Here is a 13091-nt window from a genome sequence, read left to right as displayed (position 1 = left end):
GGGCGGAAGGTGACGGTGCGTCTGCTGCGCGCGGTGGGGGCGGCCACCGCGGTGTACGGGGTGGCGGTGACCGTACTGCCCGATCTGCTGGCCCGCCCCTCGGGGCTCGTCGGCGAGGACGGGCGGAGCGAGCGGGCGACCCGGACCTCGCTGCGGCCGCTCGGCTGGCGCGATGCGGCGAGCGGGCTCGCGATGGTGCTGGCGCCGGAGGGGCCGGCGCTGCGCACGGCGGCCTGTCTGCGTATCGCGGCGGATTTCGGGGACGCCGCGCTGCTCGCCGCGACCTTGCCGGGAGGGGAGCGGAAGGCGAAAGCGGTGGCGGTGTCGTTGGGGTGGGGCGCGCTGTCCGTCCTGGGTCTGCTGGGCGCGCCTACTCGGCCCGGGGGAGAGGGGCTTCGGGGAGGGGGGCTTCTTCGGGAGTGAAGGTGACGACGAGGTCGGCGCGGTCGCGGGTCGCCGCCACGGTACGGGCGTTGGCCTCGTCCGAGGTGCGGACGAAGCGTTCGGCGTCGGTGCGCGGGCGCCCGAAGCGCTCATGGCGGTCGACCAGGCGCCGGATGCGTTCCGGGGTGTCCAGGTCGACGTACCAGACCTCGTCGAGAAGGGTGCGGATGCGGGCCCATGGTGCGGAGTCGAGAAGGAGGTAATTGCCCTCGGTGACGACAAGGGGGACATGGGGCGCTACGGGGATGCTCCCGGCGACCGGCTCCTCGATGCGGCGGTCGAAGGCCGGGGCGTAGACGGCGGTGCCGGGTTCCGGGGAGCGCAGCCGGGTCAGCAGCGCCGCGTACCCGGCGGGATCGAAGGTGTCGGGCGCGCCCTTGCGGTCGGTACGGCCCAGGCGGTGCAGCTCCGCCGCGGCGAGATGGAAGCCGTCCATCGGGACGAGCACCGCCTGCCCCGCCAGCTCCGCCACCAGGTGGGCGGCGAGGGTGGATTTGCCGGCGCCCGGCGGGCCCGCGATGCCGAGCAGGCGGCGTCGGCCGGGGCGGGCGGTCGCGGCGAGCCGGCGGGCGCGGGACAGGAGGTGCTGGAGGTCCATGGTGGGTCCATCGTGCCCGATGCGCGGCCGGTCGCCGGTCCGGGTGTCAGCCCTGGTACTCCATCCCGTACTTGGCGCCGATCTCGTTGAGGCGGCCGAGGTCGGGGTGCCCGTCCTTCATGACCACCGGGCCGGCCTCGAACATGTCCTCCACGAACTCCTCCCAGCCACCGGGCGAGGAGATCTGAAGGCATCGGGCGGGCGGCCGGGAGGCGTTGCGCAGGGCGTGCGGGACGCCGTGCGGAAGCAGGGCGCACATGCCGGGGGTCAGCCGGTGGGTTTCGCCCTCGATGTCGACCTCCATCGCGCCCTCGAGGATGTAGAGGAATTCGTCCGCGCCGTGGTGGACGTGCGGCGGGATGTCGATGTCGAGCTGCGTCTCCAGGACCGAGAGCCGGCCCTCGGTCTCGTTCGCGCGGGCCTTGACGGCGAAGCCCGGCGGCAGGGGTACGCGTCCCGGTCGCCGTTCGCCGGCCGGCAGCACGAAGAAGCGCTCCGCGGGCGGCCGTGGTTCGTCTGTCTCCTTGCGCATGGTGATCGCTGGTCCTCTCCGGGGCGGAAGGCGTGCACGGGATCGGGAGATCGAAGTGAAGGCGGAATAAGTAAACGGAATCGGAATCCGATTCCGTTTACTTACCCTAGCAGTAGCATCGCCGTGTGACAGCCTCCTCCGCCTCCCCCGCACCACAGCGCCGGCCGCGCGCCGACGCCGAGCGCAACCGCACCCGCGTGCTCAACGCCGCGCGCGAGGTGTTCCGGGCACGTGGCGACGAGGCGCAGATGCCCGAGGTGGCCCGCGCCGCCGGGGTCGGCGTCGGGACGGTCTACCGGCACTTCCCCAGCCGGGCGGCTCTGATCGCCGCAGTGGGGGAGCAACGGCAGGCGGAGATCGTCGAGTTCGGGCGCACGGCCTGTCTTCCGTGTCCGGATGCGGCGGACGGACTGGCCGCCTACCTCCGGCACATCGGGGAGCTGCTCAGCGCCGAACGCGGACTGTCCGCGTCCATCGAGGCGGCATTCGGATCCACCGAACCGACCGGGGAGGGGCGGGCGCGCGCCGAGACGATCGCCGCCCAGCTCCTCGCCCGTGGCAAGGAGGAGGGCAGCGTGCGCGCGGATGCCGAGGTCGCGGACGTGGTGATGATCGTGTGCGGGCTGGCCGCGGTGATCCGCAATGACGCCGGGGACTGGCGCCGCTATGTGCGCAACGCGTGCGCGGGGCTGAGGGCTCCGGGCTGAGCGCGGGGCCGTCCGGAGCGGCGCCGGGCGCGCGGGCCGGAGCCGGGGGAGGCCGGAGCCGGCGACGCCGGTGACACGGGTCGCCGACCGGGCCCGGCCGGATCCGGCCGTACGGCGTCAGCCCGCCGCGCCCAGCCGCCACAGGGACGTGACCTCGGCCGCGCGGGCGACGTACAGTGGGTCGGAGGTGTCGCGGGCGCGCGGATGGCGCGGCGTGATGTCGTGCCGGTCCAGGACCGTGAGGCCGCCCCGGGCGAAGGCGTCGAGGAGTTCGGCGCGCGGCCGCAGACCGAGGTGTTCGGCCAGGTCGGACAGGATCAGCCAGCCCTCGCCGCCCGGTGTCAGATGGTCCGCCAGGCCGCTCAGGAAGCCGTGCAGCATCCGGTTCCCCGGGTCGTACACCGCGCGCTCCACCGGGGACGTCGGCTTGGCGGGCACCCATGGGGGATTGCAGACGACCAGCGGGGCGCGCCCGGCCGGGAACAGGTCGGCCTCGATCACCTCCACCTGCCCGGCGACGCCCAGCCGTTCGGTGTTCTCGCGGGCGCACGCCAGCGCGCGCGGGTCCTGGTCGGTGGCCACCACCCGTCGCACGCCGCGCCGTGCCAGCACCGAGGCCAGTACGCCGGTGCCGGTGCCGATGTCGAACGCCAGCTCCTGGCCGGGCAGCGGGGCCTCGGCCACCAGGTCGACGTACTCGCCGCGGGCCGGTGAGAAGACGCCGTAGTGCGGATGGATCCGGTCGCCGCCGAGCGCCGGGATCTCGACGCCCTTCCGGCGCCACTCGTTGGCGCCGATGAGGGCGAGCAGTTCGCGCAGGGAGAGCACGGAGGCGGTGCCGGGCGGGGGCGGCGCCGACCCGGCGGACCCGGTCGCTTCCGGGGCGGCGGGCGGGCCGTACGCGCGGGTGCAGGCCTCGCGGACGTCGGGCGCACGGTGCAGCGGCACGGCGTAGGACGCATCGAGCGGGACCAGCAGCATGCCCAGGATGCGGGCGCGCTGGTTCTGGGCCGCGCGGTGCAGATGGAAGGCCTGGGTGACGTCGGCGGGGGGCGTTTTGCGGGGGCGGCGGTCGATGCGGCGGGCCAGCGCCGTCAGCAGCTGGCGGGCGTTGTGGAAATCGCCGCGCCACAGGAGGGCGGTGCCCTCGCAGGCGAGTTTGTAGGCGTCGTCCGCCTTCGTACGGTCGTCCGCGATCACGATCCGGCGGGGCGGCGGGGAGCCGTTCTCGGAACGCCAACGGGCGGAGCGGGCCTCGTCGGCCTCGGTCCATTCGACGACCGGCGGAGAGTTCACCGAAATGTGCCTCGCGATAGTGGTTCGAGCCCCGCCCTGCGGAGGGGGACGGTCGACTTTACTCCGTGCCGGGGCGGAACCCTCGTCCGCTGTCGCCGTCACCCGCGCGGGCGCAGGATGGAGAGAGCCGGACAAAAGGAGCGAGAGGGGCGAGGAGCTGTCGCCGGGGTCGTCGAGCGGGACGGGGTAGTGCATGGCGGAGAGCGGGAGCCTGCCGGTCATCGTCGCGGTGGACGGCTCGGTGGACAGTGAGCGGGCGTTGCGCTGGGCCGGGGAGGCGGCGCGGCTGCGGTCCGTGTCGCTTCAGGTGGTCCATGTCTGGCCGTACGTCACCGCCGCGCGGGTCGCCGACGACGACGGAAGCGGGGATCCGGTGCTGGACGAGCTCCGCGCCCAGCCGCTGGCCTGGAACCTGCCGGACGTCGCGTTCCGCAGCCTCAGCGGGCTGACCGACACCCAGCTGCCCGCGCTCGGCGCCGAGGCGCAGCTGCTGGTCCTGGGCTCGCGCGGGCGGGGCGGCTTCGCCAGCCTGCTGCTCGGCTCCAACGGTCTGGCCTGCGCCGCCCAGTCGGCCTGCCCGGTCGTGGTCGTACCCCGCCCGGACCGGGACCGGGACCGCGGCGAGGCCGGCGATGTCGACGAGGACGGTGAGGGCGATGAGACGTCTGAGCCGCCCGTCCCGCAGGTGACTCTCGGTGCGGACGCGTCCTTTGAGGAGTCCGGAGCGATCGGCTTCGCGCTCGCGGAGGCGAGCCGCCGCGGCGCCCGGCTCAAGGTCGTCTCCGGCTACTCCTGGCCGATGCTGATGCCGCCACCGTTCGAGTACGTCGCGGCCTGCGAGACCACGCAGCAGGAGTACGAGGACGCGCTCGGCACCCGGCTGGCGGACGCCCTCGCCCCGCACCGCGCCCGCTACCCGGAGGTCGACGTCCAGGTGGAGCTGCGGAACGCGGACGCCGCCGGGCAGTTGGTGGAGGCGTCCCGGGACAGCGATCTCGTGGTGGTCGCGCGCCGCCGCCGGCGGCTGCCGTTCGGTCGGCGGCTGGGCTCGGTGGCGCATGCCGTACTGCTGCACGCCGTCTGCCCGATCGCCGTCGTGCCGGAGGCGCAGGAGGCCCAGGAGGCCCAGGAGGCGTAGGCGCCGGGGCGCCGCAGGGCCGTGGACCGGACGGGCCCGAACCGGCCGGCCGGCCCCGACCGCTCGCCGCCGTCCCGCTGCCGTCAGTGCGCCGCCCGGCGCTCCGGCCGCCGCATCAGGAACACCGCCGCCGATCCCGCCGCGAACAGCGCGCACACGGACAGCGCGGGGCCCACCCAGGACGTGCCGAGCCACTGGCCGCCGAAGTAGCCCAGGCTCACGCTGTATGCGGCCCAGGCGAGGCCGGCCAGCGCCGACCAGGGCAGGAACTCGCGGACCGTACGGTGGGCGACTCCGGCGCCGAGGCTGACCACCGAGCGTCCGGCGGGCGCGAAGCGGGCCAGGACGACGATGCCGCCGCCCCCGCGGGTGAGCGCCGCGCCGAGACGTTCCTGCGCGGCGGACAGGCGGCGGGAGCGGCCGATGGCCCGGTCGAAGCGGTCGCCGCCGCGCCAGGCCAGGCGGTAGGCGACCATGTCGCCGAGCACCGAGGCGGTGGCCGCGCACAGCACCAGCGAGAACATCTGGGCCAGGTGAGGGGTTCCGCTGTGGACGGCGGCGCCGACGCGCACGGAGTCGACCGCTTCGGCGGCGGTGCCGGTGCCGGCGGCCGTGGTGGCCGCGGCGATCACCAGGACTCCGCTGGGCAGGATCGGCACAAAGACGTCGAGGACGACGGAGAGGCCGACGATCAGATACACCCAGGGGGTTCCGCTGAGGGACCCCAGCCTTTCCAACAACGTGCCACTCCCGGTCCGGACCCCGCCGCGACGTCGCTCGGTGCGGCAGGGGCGGCTCTACAGCCATACAGCGTACGCCTGGCCTTCTCGGTCTCCTGACCTGGGGCGCTGATTGTTGTACAGCTCACGTATCCCGGGTGCCGGGGCCCTGTGGGACGCGGCACGGCCCGTACGGCAGCGGTGCCGTACGGGCCGTGCAGGCGTCGGGCCCGAAGGTCCCGGGGCAAAGGCGTCAGGCGGCGCTGGGCTCGCCCTGCGCGGCCGGCGTCTGCGCGGCCGGCGTCTGCGCGGCCGTCGCCTGCTCGGCCTGGCGGTCGCCGAAGAAGAGGCGGTCGAGCGACCAGGCGCCGGGGCCGATGAAAACGATCAGCAGGAAGGCCCAGCAGAACATCGCGGACGCTTCGCCGCCGTTCTGGATCGGCCAGAGCGCGGACCCCTGGTGGGCGGAGAAGTACGCGTACGCCATCGAGCCGGAGCTGACGAAGGCCGCCGCGCGGGTGCTGAGGCCGACCATCACGAGGAGGCCGCCGGCCAGCTGGATGACCGCGGCGTACCAGCCGGGCCAGCTGCCCGTCGGGACGGTGGCGCCGGTGCCCATGGCGCCGCCGAGGATGCCGAACAGCGAGGACGCGCCGTGGCAGGCGAAGAGCAGGCCGATGACCACGCGGAAGAGCGCGAGTATGTGCGGGGCCGATCTCTGGGTGAGAGCGTTGAGGGGAGCGGACATGTGGGATCTCCTACGGCTTCTGGGGACGAGGTAACCGTTGGAGGCATAGGTTAGGGGAGCCTAATCTATACTTGCAAGTTCAACTTCTGTCGCGCGGTCGCATCGTGCACCGTCACCGCCTCCCGCGCGGCCACCTGGAGCGCCGCCCGCGCCACCGCGTCCGTATCGGCCAGCGTCACCGACCCCACCCCGGGGCGGGCGCCCGCCGCCGTCACCCAGTGCACCCCCTCCGTCGGCACGCCGACCGCGAACCGCCGCGGATGGCACGCGCCGTCCGCCTCGATGAGGCGGTACGGGCTCGGCGACACATCCAGGCCGCCGGTCTCGTAGCCGTCGACCGTGTGCGGCCGGCAGCCCCCGTCGGCCAGGAGGCCGGCCAGCAGCTCGTCGGCGGTGCGGCGCAGATCCGGCTCCGGCAGCCGCGCCTCTATCAGGGCCGCCGCCGTCACCTCGGACCCCGGAACATCCCGCGAATGCGCCGTGAAACCCGGCCCGTGGCCGTCCGCGGCGCCGAGCCGTACCTCCATGCGGGGCCCGATCACCTCCAGCACCCCCGCCTCCATCAGCGCCGCCATCTGCTCTATGCGCAGCCGCGGCGGGCCGATGGACAGGAACGCGTTGAGCGGGGTGTACCAGCGGTCCAGGTGGTCGCGGCGGGAGCTGCCGTGCAGTCCGCCGTGGTCGATGATCTGCCGCAGCTCGTTGCGCAGGTCCCGCAGTACGTCCAGGGCCGCCTTGACGGGGCCCGCGACATTGCCGCGCCGGGCGTCCGCGACGTCCTGCCGCAGCCGCGCCAGCAGCCATTCCCGGAAGGCGGCGCGGTCGGCGAAACGCCGGTCCGCGTGCGGGTGGGAGATCCGGTCCCAGTCCCAGCGCTCGGCCGGCGCGATGCCGAACGCGTCGAGGGTGGCGGCCTCTTCGGGGCTGCGGTGCGCGCTGCCCAGGAAGCGCGCGCGGAACCGCTCCCGGACCGTGGCGCCACCAGGTGCACCGCCCGCGCCCCGGGCCAGCAGCGCCTCGTAGTAGACCGTCTCCACCTCCTTGGCCACCAGCGGCCACACCTCCGTCAGGAAGTCGGGCAGCTCACCGGAGTCGGCGCGCTTGCGGAAGGCCGCGATCACGTCCGCGGTGAGCAGCAGCGGCAGATGGCGGCCGTGCGCGCCCTTGGCGTTGTCGCCGCGCGCGTGGTACGGGACGCCGCGCCGGGAGCCCGCGTACAACCGGGGTTCGCGCCCGGACGGCTGATAGGCCAGCGCCCCGTCCGCGCCCCGTACGAACCGGCCGCCGCGGGCCGTCGTCAGCAGCGCCATGTGATCGAAGAAGTTCAGCCCGAGCCCGCGCAGCAGCACGGGGCGGCCCGGGGGCAGCGCCGCCAGCTCCGCGGTGAGGTCGGCGGGGTTGGCGGGCGGGAAATGGCGCAGGCCGTGCCCGGCGGCGTAGTCGGCGAGCCGCTGCTGTTCCGGGGCGGCCGCGGCCGGCAGATGGCCCTGGGCGAGTACCACCGCGCCCAGGCCGTGCAGCGTCCGGCCGTCGTCGAGGCGGAGCGACTGGGAGCCGTCGGGGGCCTCCGTCAGGCGCACCGCGCGGGCGGCGTGCGGCACGACCGTCACCCCCTCCGGGGCGGTGCGCACCACCTCTCCGTAGAACCACTCCAGATAGCGGCCGTACAGCGCCCGCCCCGGGTAGTCGTCCGGGCCGACGTCGCAGCCCTCCCAGGCGTACAGGCTCGGCCCGGTACGGATCGGCCCCGCGCACTCCACGCTCTCGTCGGTGAACAGCGTGACCTGCGAGGCCACCGTGTTCATCAGCAGCTCGGGGGACTGGGCGGTGCGCCATACCCGGCCGGCGCCGGGCGGCGCGGGATCGATGAGATGGACGGTCGGGCGGGCGCCGGGGGGCAGCTCGGCGGCCGAGGCGCAGATCCGCTCCAGGACACTCGTGCCGCGCGGCCCGGCGCCGACGATGGCGATGGCGGGCCGGGCGTGGCGGTCGGCGATGTGGTCGGCGGCCAAGAGAGGCACTCCCTGGAGCGGCGGGCGAAGGTGCGGCCTATCATCACCGCCCGCACCCCGGGCGCAGTACCCGGGTCGGCAAAAGAAATGCCCCGGATCCGCAGGCCACCGCCCGGTCGCCGGCGGCCTGCGGGTGCCGAATCCCCCGCATCACCGCGTGCCCGGCAACCCGCGCACCGGCGGCCAAAACCCGCCGGACCGGCCCAAGTCCCACGCCGCCTCGATGCCGCGGCGCCCGCCGCCCGGTGGTCCCGGCCGGCGGGCGCCCGGAGTCACCGGAAGGCTCAGCAGCCGTCCAGGATCTTCTTCAGCGCGGCCTTCTCCGCGGAGTCCGCGGTCATGCCGTACTCGTGCTTCACCCACACCCACATCCGGGCGTACTCACAGTGGTACGACGCCTTCGGCGGCAGCCACTTCGCCGGGTCCTTGTCGCCCTTCTCCTGGTTGACGTTGTCGGTGACGGCGATCAGCTGAGAGTGCGTCAGGTCGTTGGCGAGCTCCTGGCGGCGCTCCGTCGTCCACTGGGCGGCGCCCGACTTCCACGCCTCCGACAGCGGTACGACATGGTCGATGTCCAGGTCGGACGCCTTGGTCCAGGTCGCCCCGTCGTACGCCGAGACCCACTTGCCGCTCACCGCCGCGCAGCTGCCGTCCTGCTGCACGTCCGTACCGTCGCGCTTGAGCACGACCTCGCGGGTGTTGCAGCCGTCGCCCTGGTCGATCCAGTGCGGGAACTTGTCGCGGCTGTAGCCGTCCTGCGGGCCCTCGGGCTGTTCCTTGATGTCGGCGAGGTACGTCCTGGCGGTGGCCGTGTCGGGCGGGCTGGGCGGCGCGGCCTGGGCGCTCTGGCCGCTCAGCACCAGCGTGCCGACCAGCGCCGCGGCCGCGCCTGCGGCGACGGACACGCGACGCGCGTAGACCAATGACATGGGAACTCCCTTGATGTGGGGGGAAGTCGAGAGCACTGCGAGCCCATGGTGGCGACGTGGGGTTTCCACCGAATGGGCTCCAGGTAACAGAGTGGCGACATGCTCACGTCAGTTCAAGGGGTTGACGAGAGACGCTGACGGTCCGCCATGAATGTGTCGGGGCAGTTCGGTTGGGACGCGCCCGCGCAGGCGCCCCTCTACAGTTGTCGCGTGCTGCTGCCGGTCAACGTCACCCTCGGGGTCGTTCTTGCCGTCCTGCTGGCCGTCGCCGTGGCCATCGCGGCCGGGGCGCGCCTCGGCCATGCCAGGGGCATCGCGGTCGCGGGCCTGCGCGCCGCCGCCCAGCTGGCGGCCGTCTCGTACCTCATCGGCTGGGTGGTGGGGGCGCTCCCCTGGCTGGTGGGCTTCCTCGTGCTGATGTTCACGGTGGCGGTACGGACCGCGGGCCGCCGGATCACCCGCAACCGCACCTGGTGGTGGGCCGCCGTGCCGATCGCCGTCGGGGTGGCCCCGGTCGTCGGCCTTCTGCTGCTCACCGGCCTCCTCCCGCCGCGCGGCCTCACCCTGATCCCCGTCACCGGCATCCTCATCGGCGGGGCGCTGACCGCCACCGTCCTGGGCGGGCGGCGCGCGCTGGACGAGCTGGAGACCCGGCACGGGGAGTTCGAGGCGGGGCTCGCGCTCGGGCTGCTGGACCGGGACGCGCGGATGGAGGTGGCCCGCCCGGCCGCGTCGGACGCGCTGCTGCCGGGGCTGGACCAGACCAGGACCGTGGGGTTGGTCACACTCCCCGGAGCCTTCGTCGGGATGCTGCTGGGCGGCGCCTCCCCTGTACAGGCCGGTGCGGTCCAGCTGTTCGTGCTGGTCGCCCTGCTCGCAGTACAGGCCGCGGCCTGCGCGGTCGTGCTCGAGCTGGTCGCGCGCGGCCGGATGCACCGCGTACCCTCGGTGGCAGCAGAAGGGGAGTAGCTCTCTGCCGGACCGTCGACATACTGCCCGCCCTCGTGGTGAGCCGGCGCCCGGAGCCCGGTACGTATCCCGTACCGCGCCAGCGAGACCTTCGGCCGCAGTGTTCGACGCTGCCGTGCCGAAGCGACCCCTCTTCCGGGCCCCTTTGGTGCGGCCCGACCGATCGAGGTAGTCACCCAGTGTTCAGCTTCACCGTCGCCGCCGTGGTGTTCGGCGTCATCTTCCTTGCCGAGCTGCCCGACAAGACCGCCCTCGCGGGCCTGATGCTCGGCGCCCGCTACCGGGCCTCATACGTCTTCGTCGGCGTCGCCGCCGCGTTCCTCGTCCATGTCGCGCTCGCCATCGCCGCGGGCAGCGTGCTCACCCTGCTGCCGCACCGCGTCGTCCAGGCGGTCGTCGGAGTGCTCTTCCTGGCGGGCGCCGCCGTCCTGCTGTTCAAGAAGGGCGACGACGAGGAAGAGGTGAAGAAGCCCGCCGACCAGAGCTTCTGGAAGGTCTCCGGGGCGGGCTTCATGATGATCCTGGTGGCCGAATTCGGCGATCTGACCCAGATCATGACGGCCAACCTCGCCGCCCGTTACGACGACCCCGTCTCGGTCGGCGTCGGCGCCGTCCTGGGGCTGTGGGCCGTGGCGGGCCTGGGCATCCTCGGTGGCCGGACGCTGATGAAGTACGTACCGCTCGCGCTGATCACCAAGGTCGCGGCCGGGGTGATGGTGCTGCTGGCGGCGTTCAGCCTGTACGAGGCGATCACGGGCTGAAGCCCGCGGGACGGGGCGGCGCGAGGGTCCGGCGTCGCCCCGCAGGAATGCGCAGGTGTGCCGAAGGTGTGCGCAGGTGCGCCGACGGCTCAGGCCGCGATGTGCAGCGCGACCACGCCGTCCGCCTGCGCCTCGACGCGGATCGCGGTGAGGTCACGCACATGGACGGTGGGCGCGAAGGCGGCGGCGCGGTCGCCGACCCCGACGACCCGCATGCCCGCCGCCCGGCCGGCCAGGATGCCCGCCTCCGAGTCCTCGAAGACGAGGCAGTCCTCGGGGGCGTGGCCCAGTTCGGCGGCGCCCTTGAGGAAGCCTTCCGGGTCGGGCTTGCTGGCGCTCACGCACTCCGCGGTGATCCGTACGGACGGCATGGCCAGCCCGGCGGCACCCATCCGGGCATCGGAGAGGGGGATGTCGGCGGAGGTGACCAGGGCGTGCGGGAGCCGGGCTATGGCGTCCATGAAGGCGGGGGCGCCGGGGACCGGCACCACGCCGTCCGTGTCGGCCGTCTCCTGCGCCAGCATCCGGCGGTTGTCGGCCAGATTGAGTTCCATGGGGCGGTCCGGGAGCAGCGCGGCCATGGTGGCCCACCCCTGCCGCCCGTGGACGACCTTGAGCACCTCGTCCGCGTCCAGCTCCTGCTCGGCCGCCCAGCGGCGCCAGCAGCGCTCGACGACGGCCTCGGAGTTCACGATCGTGCTGTCCATGTCCAGCAGCAGGGCACGGGCGGTGAGCGTGGTGGTGACCGTCATCGGCGGGCTCCTGGGCGCTACGGACAGTGGGGCGGGCGGGACGCGCAGACGTCACGGGGCATGCAGACGTAACGGGACGCGCATACATAAGTGGTCCCGCCCGCCGGTCAGGGAATGCGGGCGGAACCACTTTGTTTCTACACGATACAAAACGGTTCCGGGTCCCGACAACCGCCCCTGGTCACAGGTGGGGCACGCCCCTACGGGAACCCGTTCTCACGGGGTCCCGCGGGCACGGCTCCGCGGCCGCGGCGGCGCGCCTCGGTCCTACGGCTCGTCGGTCCCCGCTTCCAGGGACGCCCGGGTCCGCTCCCCGTAGACGCCGTCGGGGTCGCCCGTCACTGCGTACGTCTGCTGATAGCGCGACACCGCGTCCCGTACGTCCGCGTCGTACCGGCCGTCCTCGGGACCCGCATAGCCGCCCAGCTGCCGCAGCCGGTTCTGCAGCTCGGTCACCTCCGGGCCGCTGGACCCCTCGCGCAGCACGATCGGACCGGTGGGCGCGGTGCTCGGCCGCCCGCCGGGGGTGTGGCCGACGCTGCCGGAGGCCTGGGTGGGGGCGGGCGGGCGCGGCGTCGCCGGCCGGTCCGGTGTGGGCGTTTCCCGGGGCGCCGGGCGGCCGCCGGGGCGCTGCGAGGCCGATCGGTGCGGGGGCGTGGCGGAGGGCGCGCCGGTTGCGGAGGGGCGGGGGCCGCCGCGGGTGGGGAAGGCGGCGGTGGGGGCGGCCGTTGCGTGGTCGGGCGGCGCGGCCCGGTCCCGCTCGCCGCCGGAGAGCACCTCGCCGGCGATCAGCACCGCCGTGGCCGCCACCGCCGCTCCGGCGACCGCCAGTACGGCGGACAGCGCGCGCTTACGGGGTAAGGCGCGGCCGGCGGGGCCACCCGGGGCGCCGGCGCCGGGCGGCTCGTCCGCGGTGTCCCGGGCGGCCGGTCCCGCCTCGGACGAGACGAACGTCCTGGAGGTGGGACCGGAACGGCGCGGCCGGGGAGCGGTGGGCAGCGGCTCGGGGACGAGGGAGACCGTCCCCGTACGGGTATCGGGGCCGTCCCCCGAGCCGTCCGAGCCGGCGTTCCCCTCCTCGTCGGCACCGTCCTGACCGGGTAACGACACATACGGCCGGATGCGCAGTGGATCGAAGCCCTCCGCGCCGACCGCCGCGCACAGGCAGGTCGGCCGGCCGTCGCCGCGTGCGGGGGCAAGGCAGTGCGGGCAGGTCTGTGCCGTCACGAACGGTCCCCTCCGTGGAGCCATCGAGCGCTCGAACAGGCAGCGATTATGCAGAGCCCACCGGGGTCTGCACAGGCACTCCGGGACATCCACGAGGCATCCCCCCGGTGACCACCGGACGACCACACAGCTCGCCGCCGCCCGGGCAGGGGCACCGGATCACCGCTCGGCGGGCCATATCGGGCGGAACCCACCACGATGGAAGGAACGCGAAGGGCGGTCCGCGCCGGGGGAGGGCCGTCCCGAACCGAGGGAGACG

General features: G+C 74.1%; 14 protein-coding genes. 5 read left to right on the top strand and 9 right to left on the bottom strand.

Annotated features, from left to right (window positions below; all coding sequences use genetic code 11):
* The first annotated feature begins 9 nt into the window (after positions 1 to 9).
* The gene (locus tag ACIGWZ_RS05225) at positions 10 to 423 is read left to right on the top strand and encodes a hypothetical protein (protein ID WP_400061018.1); all 414 of its coding nucleotides are present in this window, start codon (positions 10 to 12) and stop codon (positions 421 to 423) included.
* Here the strand turns inward: ACIGWZ_RS05225 and ACIGWZ_RS05220 are convergent.
* Complete coding sequence (locus ACIGWZ_RS05220; protein ID WP_400061016.1) at positions 371 to 1042, bottom strand: nucleoside/nucleotide kinase family protein; 672 nt, start codon at positions 1040 to 1042, stop codon at positions 371 to 373. The two genes, ACIGWZ_RS05225 and ACIGWZ_RS05220, sit on opposite strands and share 53 nt — an antisense overlap.
* Positions 1043 to 1088: 46 nt before the next feature.
* Complete coding sequence (locus ACIGWZ_RS05215; RefSeq protein ID WP_400061014.1) at positions 1089 to 1574, bottom strand: cupin domain-containing protein; 486 nt, start codon at positions 1572 to 1574, stop codon at positions 1089 to 1091.
* Positions 1575 to 1699: 125 nt separating this feature from the next.
* On the opposite strand from ACIGWZ_RS05215, the gene ACIGWZ_RS05210 reads away from it, so the two are divergent.
* Positions 1700 to 2281, top strand: a complete 582-nt coding sequence (locus ACIGWZ_RS05210) for a TetR/AcrR family transcriptional regulator (protein ID WP_400061013.1) — start codon at positions 1700 to 1702, stop codon at positions 2279 to 2281.
* Between the two features lie 117 nt (positions 2282 to 2398).
* On the opposite strand, the gene ACIGWZ_RS05205 is transcribed toward ACIGWZ_RS05210, so the two are convergent.
* Positions 2399 to 3577, bottom strand: a complete 1179-nt coding sequence (locus tag ACIGWZ_RS05205; protein WP_400061011.1) for a methyltransferase — start codon at positions 3575 to 3577, stop codon at positions 2399 to 2401.
* Positions 3578 to 3770: 193 nt separating this feature from the next.
* On the opposite strand from ACIGWZ_RS05205, the gene ACIGWZ_RS05200 reads away from it, so the two are divergent.
* On the top strand, positions 3771 to 4715 hold the full coding sequence (locus tag ACIGWZ_RS05200) for a universal stress protein (RefSeq protein WP_400061009.1): 945 nt from the start codon (positions 3771 to 3773) through the stop codon (positions 4713 to 4715).
* Positions 4716 to 4798: 83 nt separating this feature from the next.
* Here the strand turns inward: ACIGWZ_RS05200 and ACIGWZ_RS05195 are convergent, their stop codons facing one another.
* The 4 genes from ACIGWZ_RS05195 to ACIGWZ_RS05180 form a co-directional block, all read right to left on the bottom strand.
* On the bottom strand, positions 4799 to 5455 hold the full coding sequence (locus tag ACIGWZ_RS05195) for a DedA family protein (RefSeq protein ID WP_400061007.1): 657 nt from the start codon (positions 5453 to 5455) through the stop codon (positions 4799 to 4801).
* Between the two features lie 232 nt (positions 5456 to 5687).
* On the bottom strand, positions 5688 to 6182 hold the full coding sequence (locus ACIGWZ_RS05190; protein WP_400061005.1) for a DoxX family protein: 495 nt from the start codon (positions 6180 to 6182) through the stop codon (positions 5688 to 5690).
* Between the two features lie 65 nt (positions 6183 to 6247).
* Positions 6248 to 8194, bottom strand: a complete 1947-nt coding sequence (locus tag ACIGWZ_RS05185) for an FAD/NAD(P)-binding protein (protein ID WP_400061003.1) — start codon at positions 8192 to 8194, stop codon at positions 6248 to 6250.
* A gap of 284 nt (positions 8195 to 8478) precedes the next feature.
* Complete coding sequence (locus tag ACIGWZ_RS05180) at positions 8479 to 9123, bottom strand: HNH endonuclease family protein (RefSeq protein ID WP_400061001.1); 645 nt, start codon at positions 9121 to 9123, stop codon at positions 8479 to 8481.
* A gap of 210 nt (positions 9124 to 9333) precedes the next feature.
* On the opposite strand from ACIGWZ_RS05180, the gene ACIGWZ_RS05175 reads away from it, so the two are divergent.
* Together ACIGWZ_RS05175 and ACIGWZ_RS05170 are read left to right on the top strand one after the other, a co-directional pair.
* Positions 9334 to 10092, top strand: a complete 759-nt coding sequence (locus ACIGWZ_RS05175; RefSeq protein ID WP_400060999.1) for an ABC transporter permease — start codon at positions 9334 to 9336, stop codon at positions 10090 to 10092.
* A gap of 179 nt (positions 10093 to 10271) precedes the next feature.
* Positions 10272 to 10853 (top strand): TMEM165/GDT1 family protein, encoded by a 582-nt coding sequence (locus tag ACIGWZ_RS05170; RefSeq protein WP_400060997.1) that lies wholly within the window; start codon positions 10272 to 10274, stop codon positions 10851 to 10853.
* 89 nt (positions 10854 to 10942) lie between these two features.
* Here the strand turns inward: ACIGWZ_RS05170 and ACIGWZ_RS05165 are convergent, their stop codons facing one another.
* Together ACIGWZ_RS05165 and ACIGWZ_RS05160 are read right to left on the bottom strand one after the other, a co-directional pair.
* Positions 10943 to 11605: an HAD-IA family hydrolase gene (locus ACIGWZ_RS05165; RefSeq protein WP_400060995.1), complete on the bottom strand. Its 663-nt coding sequence runs from the start codon at positions 11603 to 11605 to the stop codon at positions 10943 to 10945.
* 267 nt (positions 11606 to 11872) lie between these two features.
* Positions 11873 to 12832, bottom strand: coding sequence for a peptidoglycan-binding protein (locus ACIGWZ_RS05160; protein WP_400060993.1), 960 nt, complete (start codon positions 12830 to 12832; stop codon positions 11873 to 11875).
* Positions 12833 to 13091 lie beyond the last annotated feature (259 nt).

The sequence above is a fragment of the Streptomyces sp. NPDC053427 genome, from assembly GCF_044544985.1.
Lineage (GTDB): Bacteria > Actinomycetota > Actinomycetes > Streptomycetales > Streptomycetaceae > Streptomyces.
Note: the sequence above shows the minus strand (reverse complement) of the source record. Positions and strands in the feature narration are given on the sequence as shown.

Excerpts from the sequence above, each read along its gene's own strand:
- ACIGWZ_RS05190 (WP_400061005.1), bottom strand. The coding sequence starts at position 6,182 with ATGTCCGCTCCCCTCAACGCTCTCACCCAGAGATCGGCCCCGCACATA.
- ACIGWZ_RS05220 (WP_400061016.1), bottom strand. The coding sequence starts at position 1,042 with ATGGACCTCCAGCACCTCCTGTCCCGCGCCCGCCGGCTCGCCGCGACC.
- ACIGWZ_RS05165 (WP_400060995.1), bottom strand. The coding sequence starts at position 11,605 with ATGACGGTCACCACCACGCTCACCGCCCGTGCCCTGCTGCTGGACATG.
- ACIGWZ_RS05215 (WP_400061014.1), bottom strand. The coding sequence starts at position 1,574 with ATGCGCAAGGAGACAGACGAACCACGGCCGCCCGCGGAGCGCTTCTTC.
- ACIGWZ_RS05180 (WP_400061001.1), bottom strand. The coding sequence starts at position 9,123 with ATGTCATTGGTCTACGCGCGTCGCGTGTCCGTCGCCGCAGGCGCGGCC.
- ACIGWZ_RS05200 (WP_400061009.1), top strand. The coding sequence starts at position 3,771 with ATGGCGGAGAGCGGGAGCCTGCCGGTCATCGTCGCGGTGGACGGCTCG.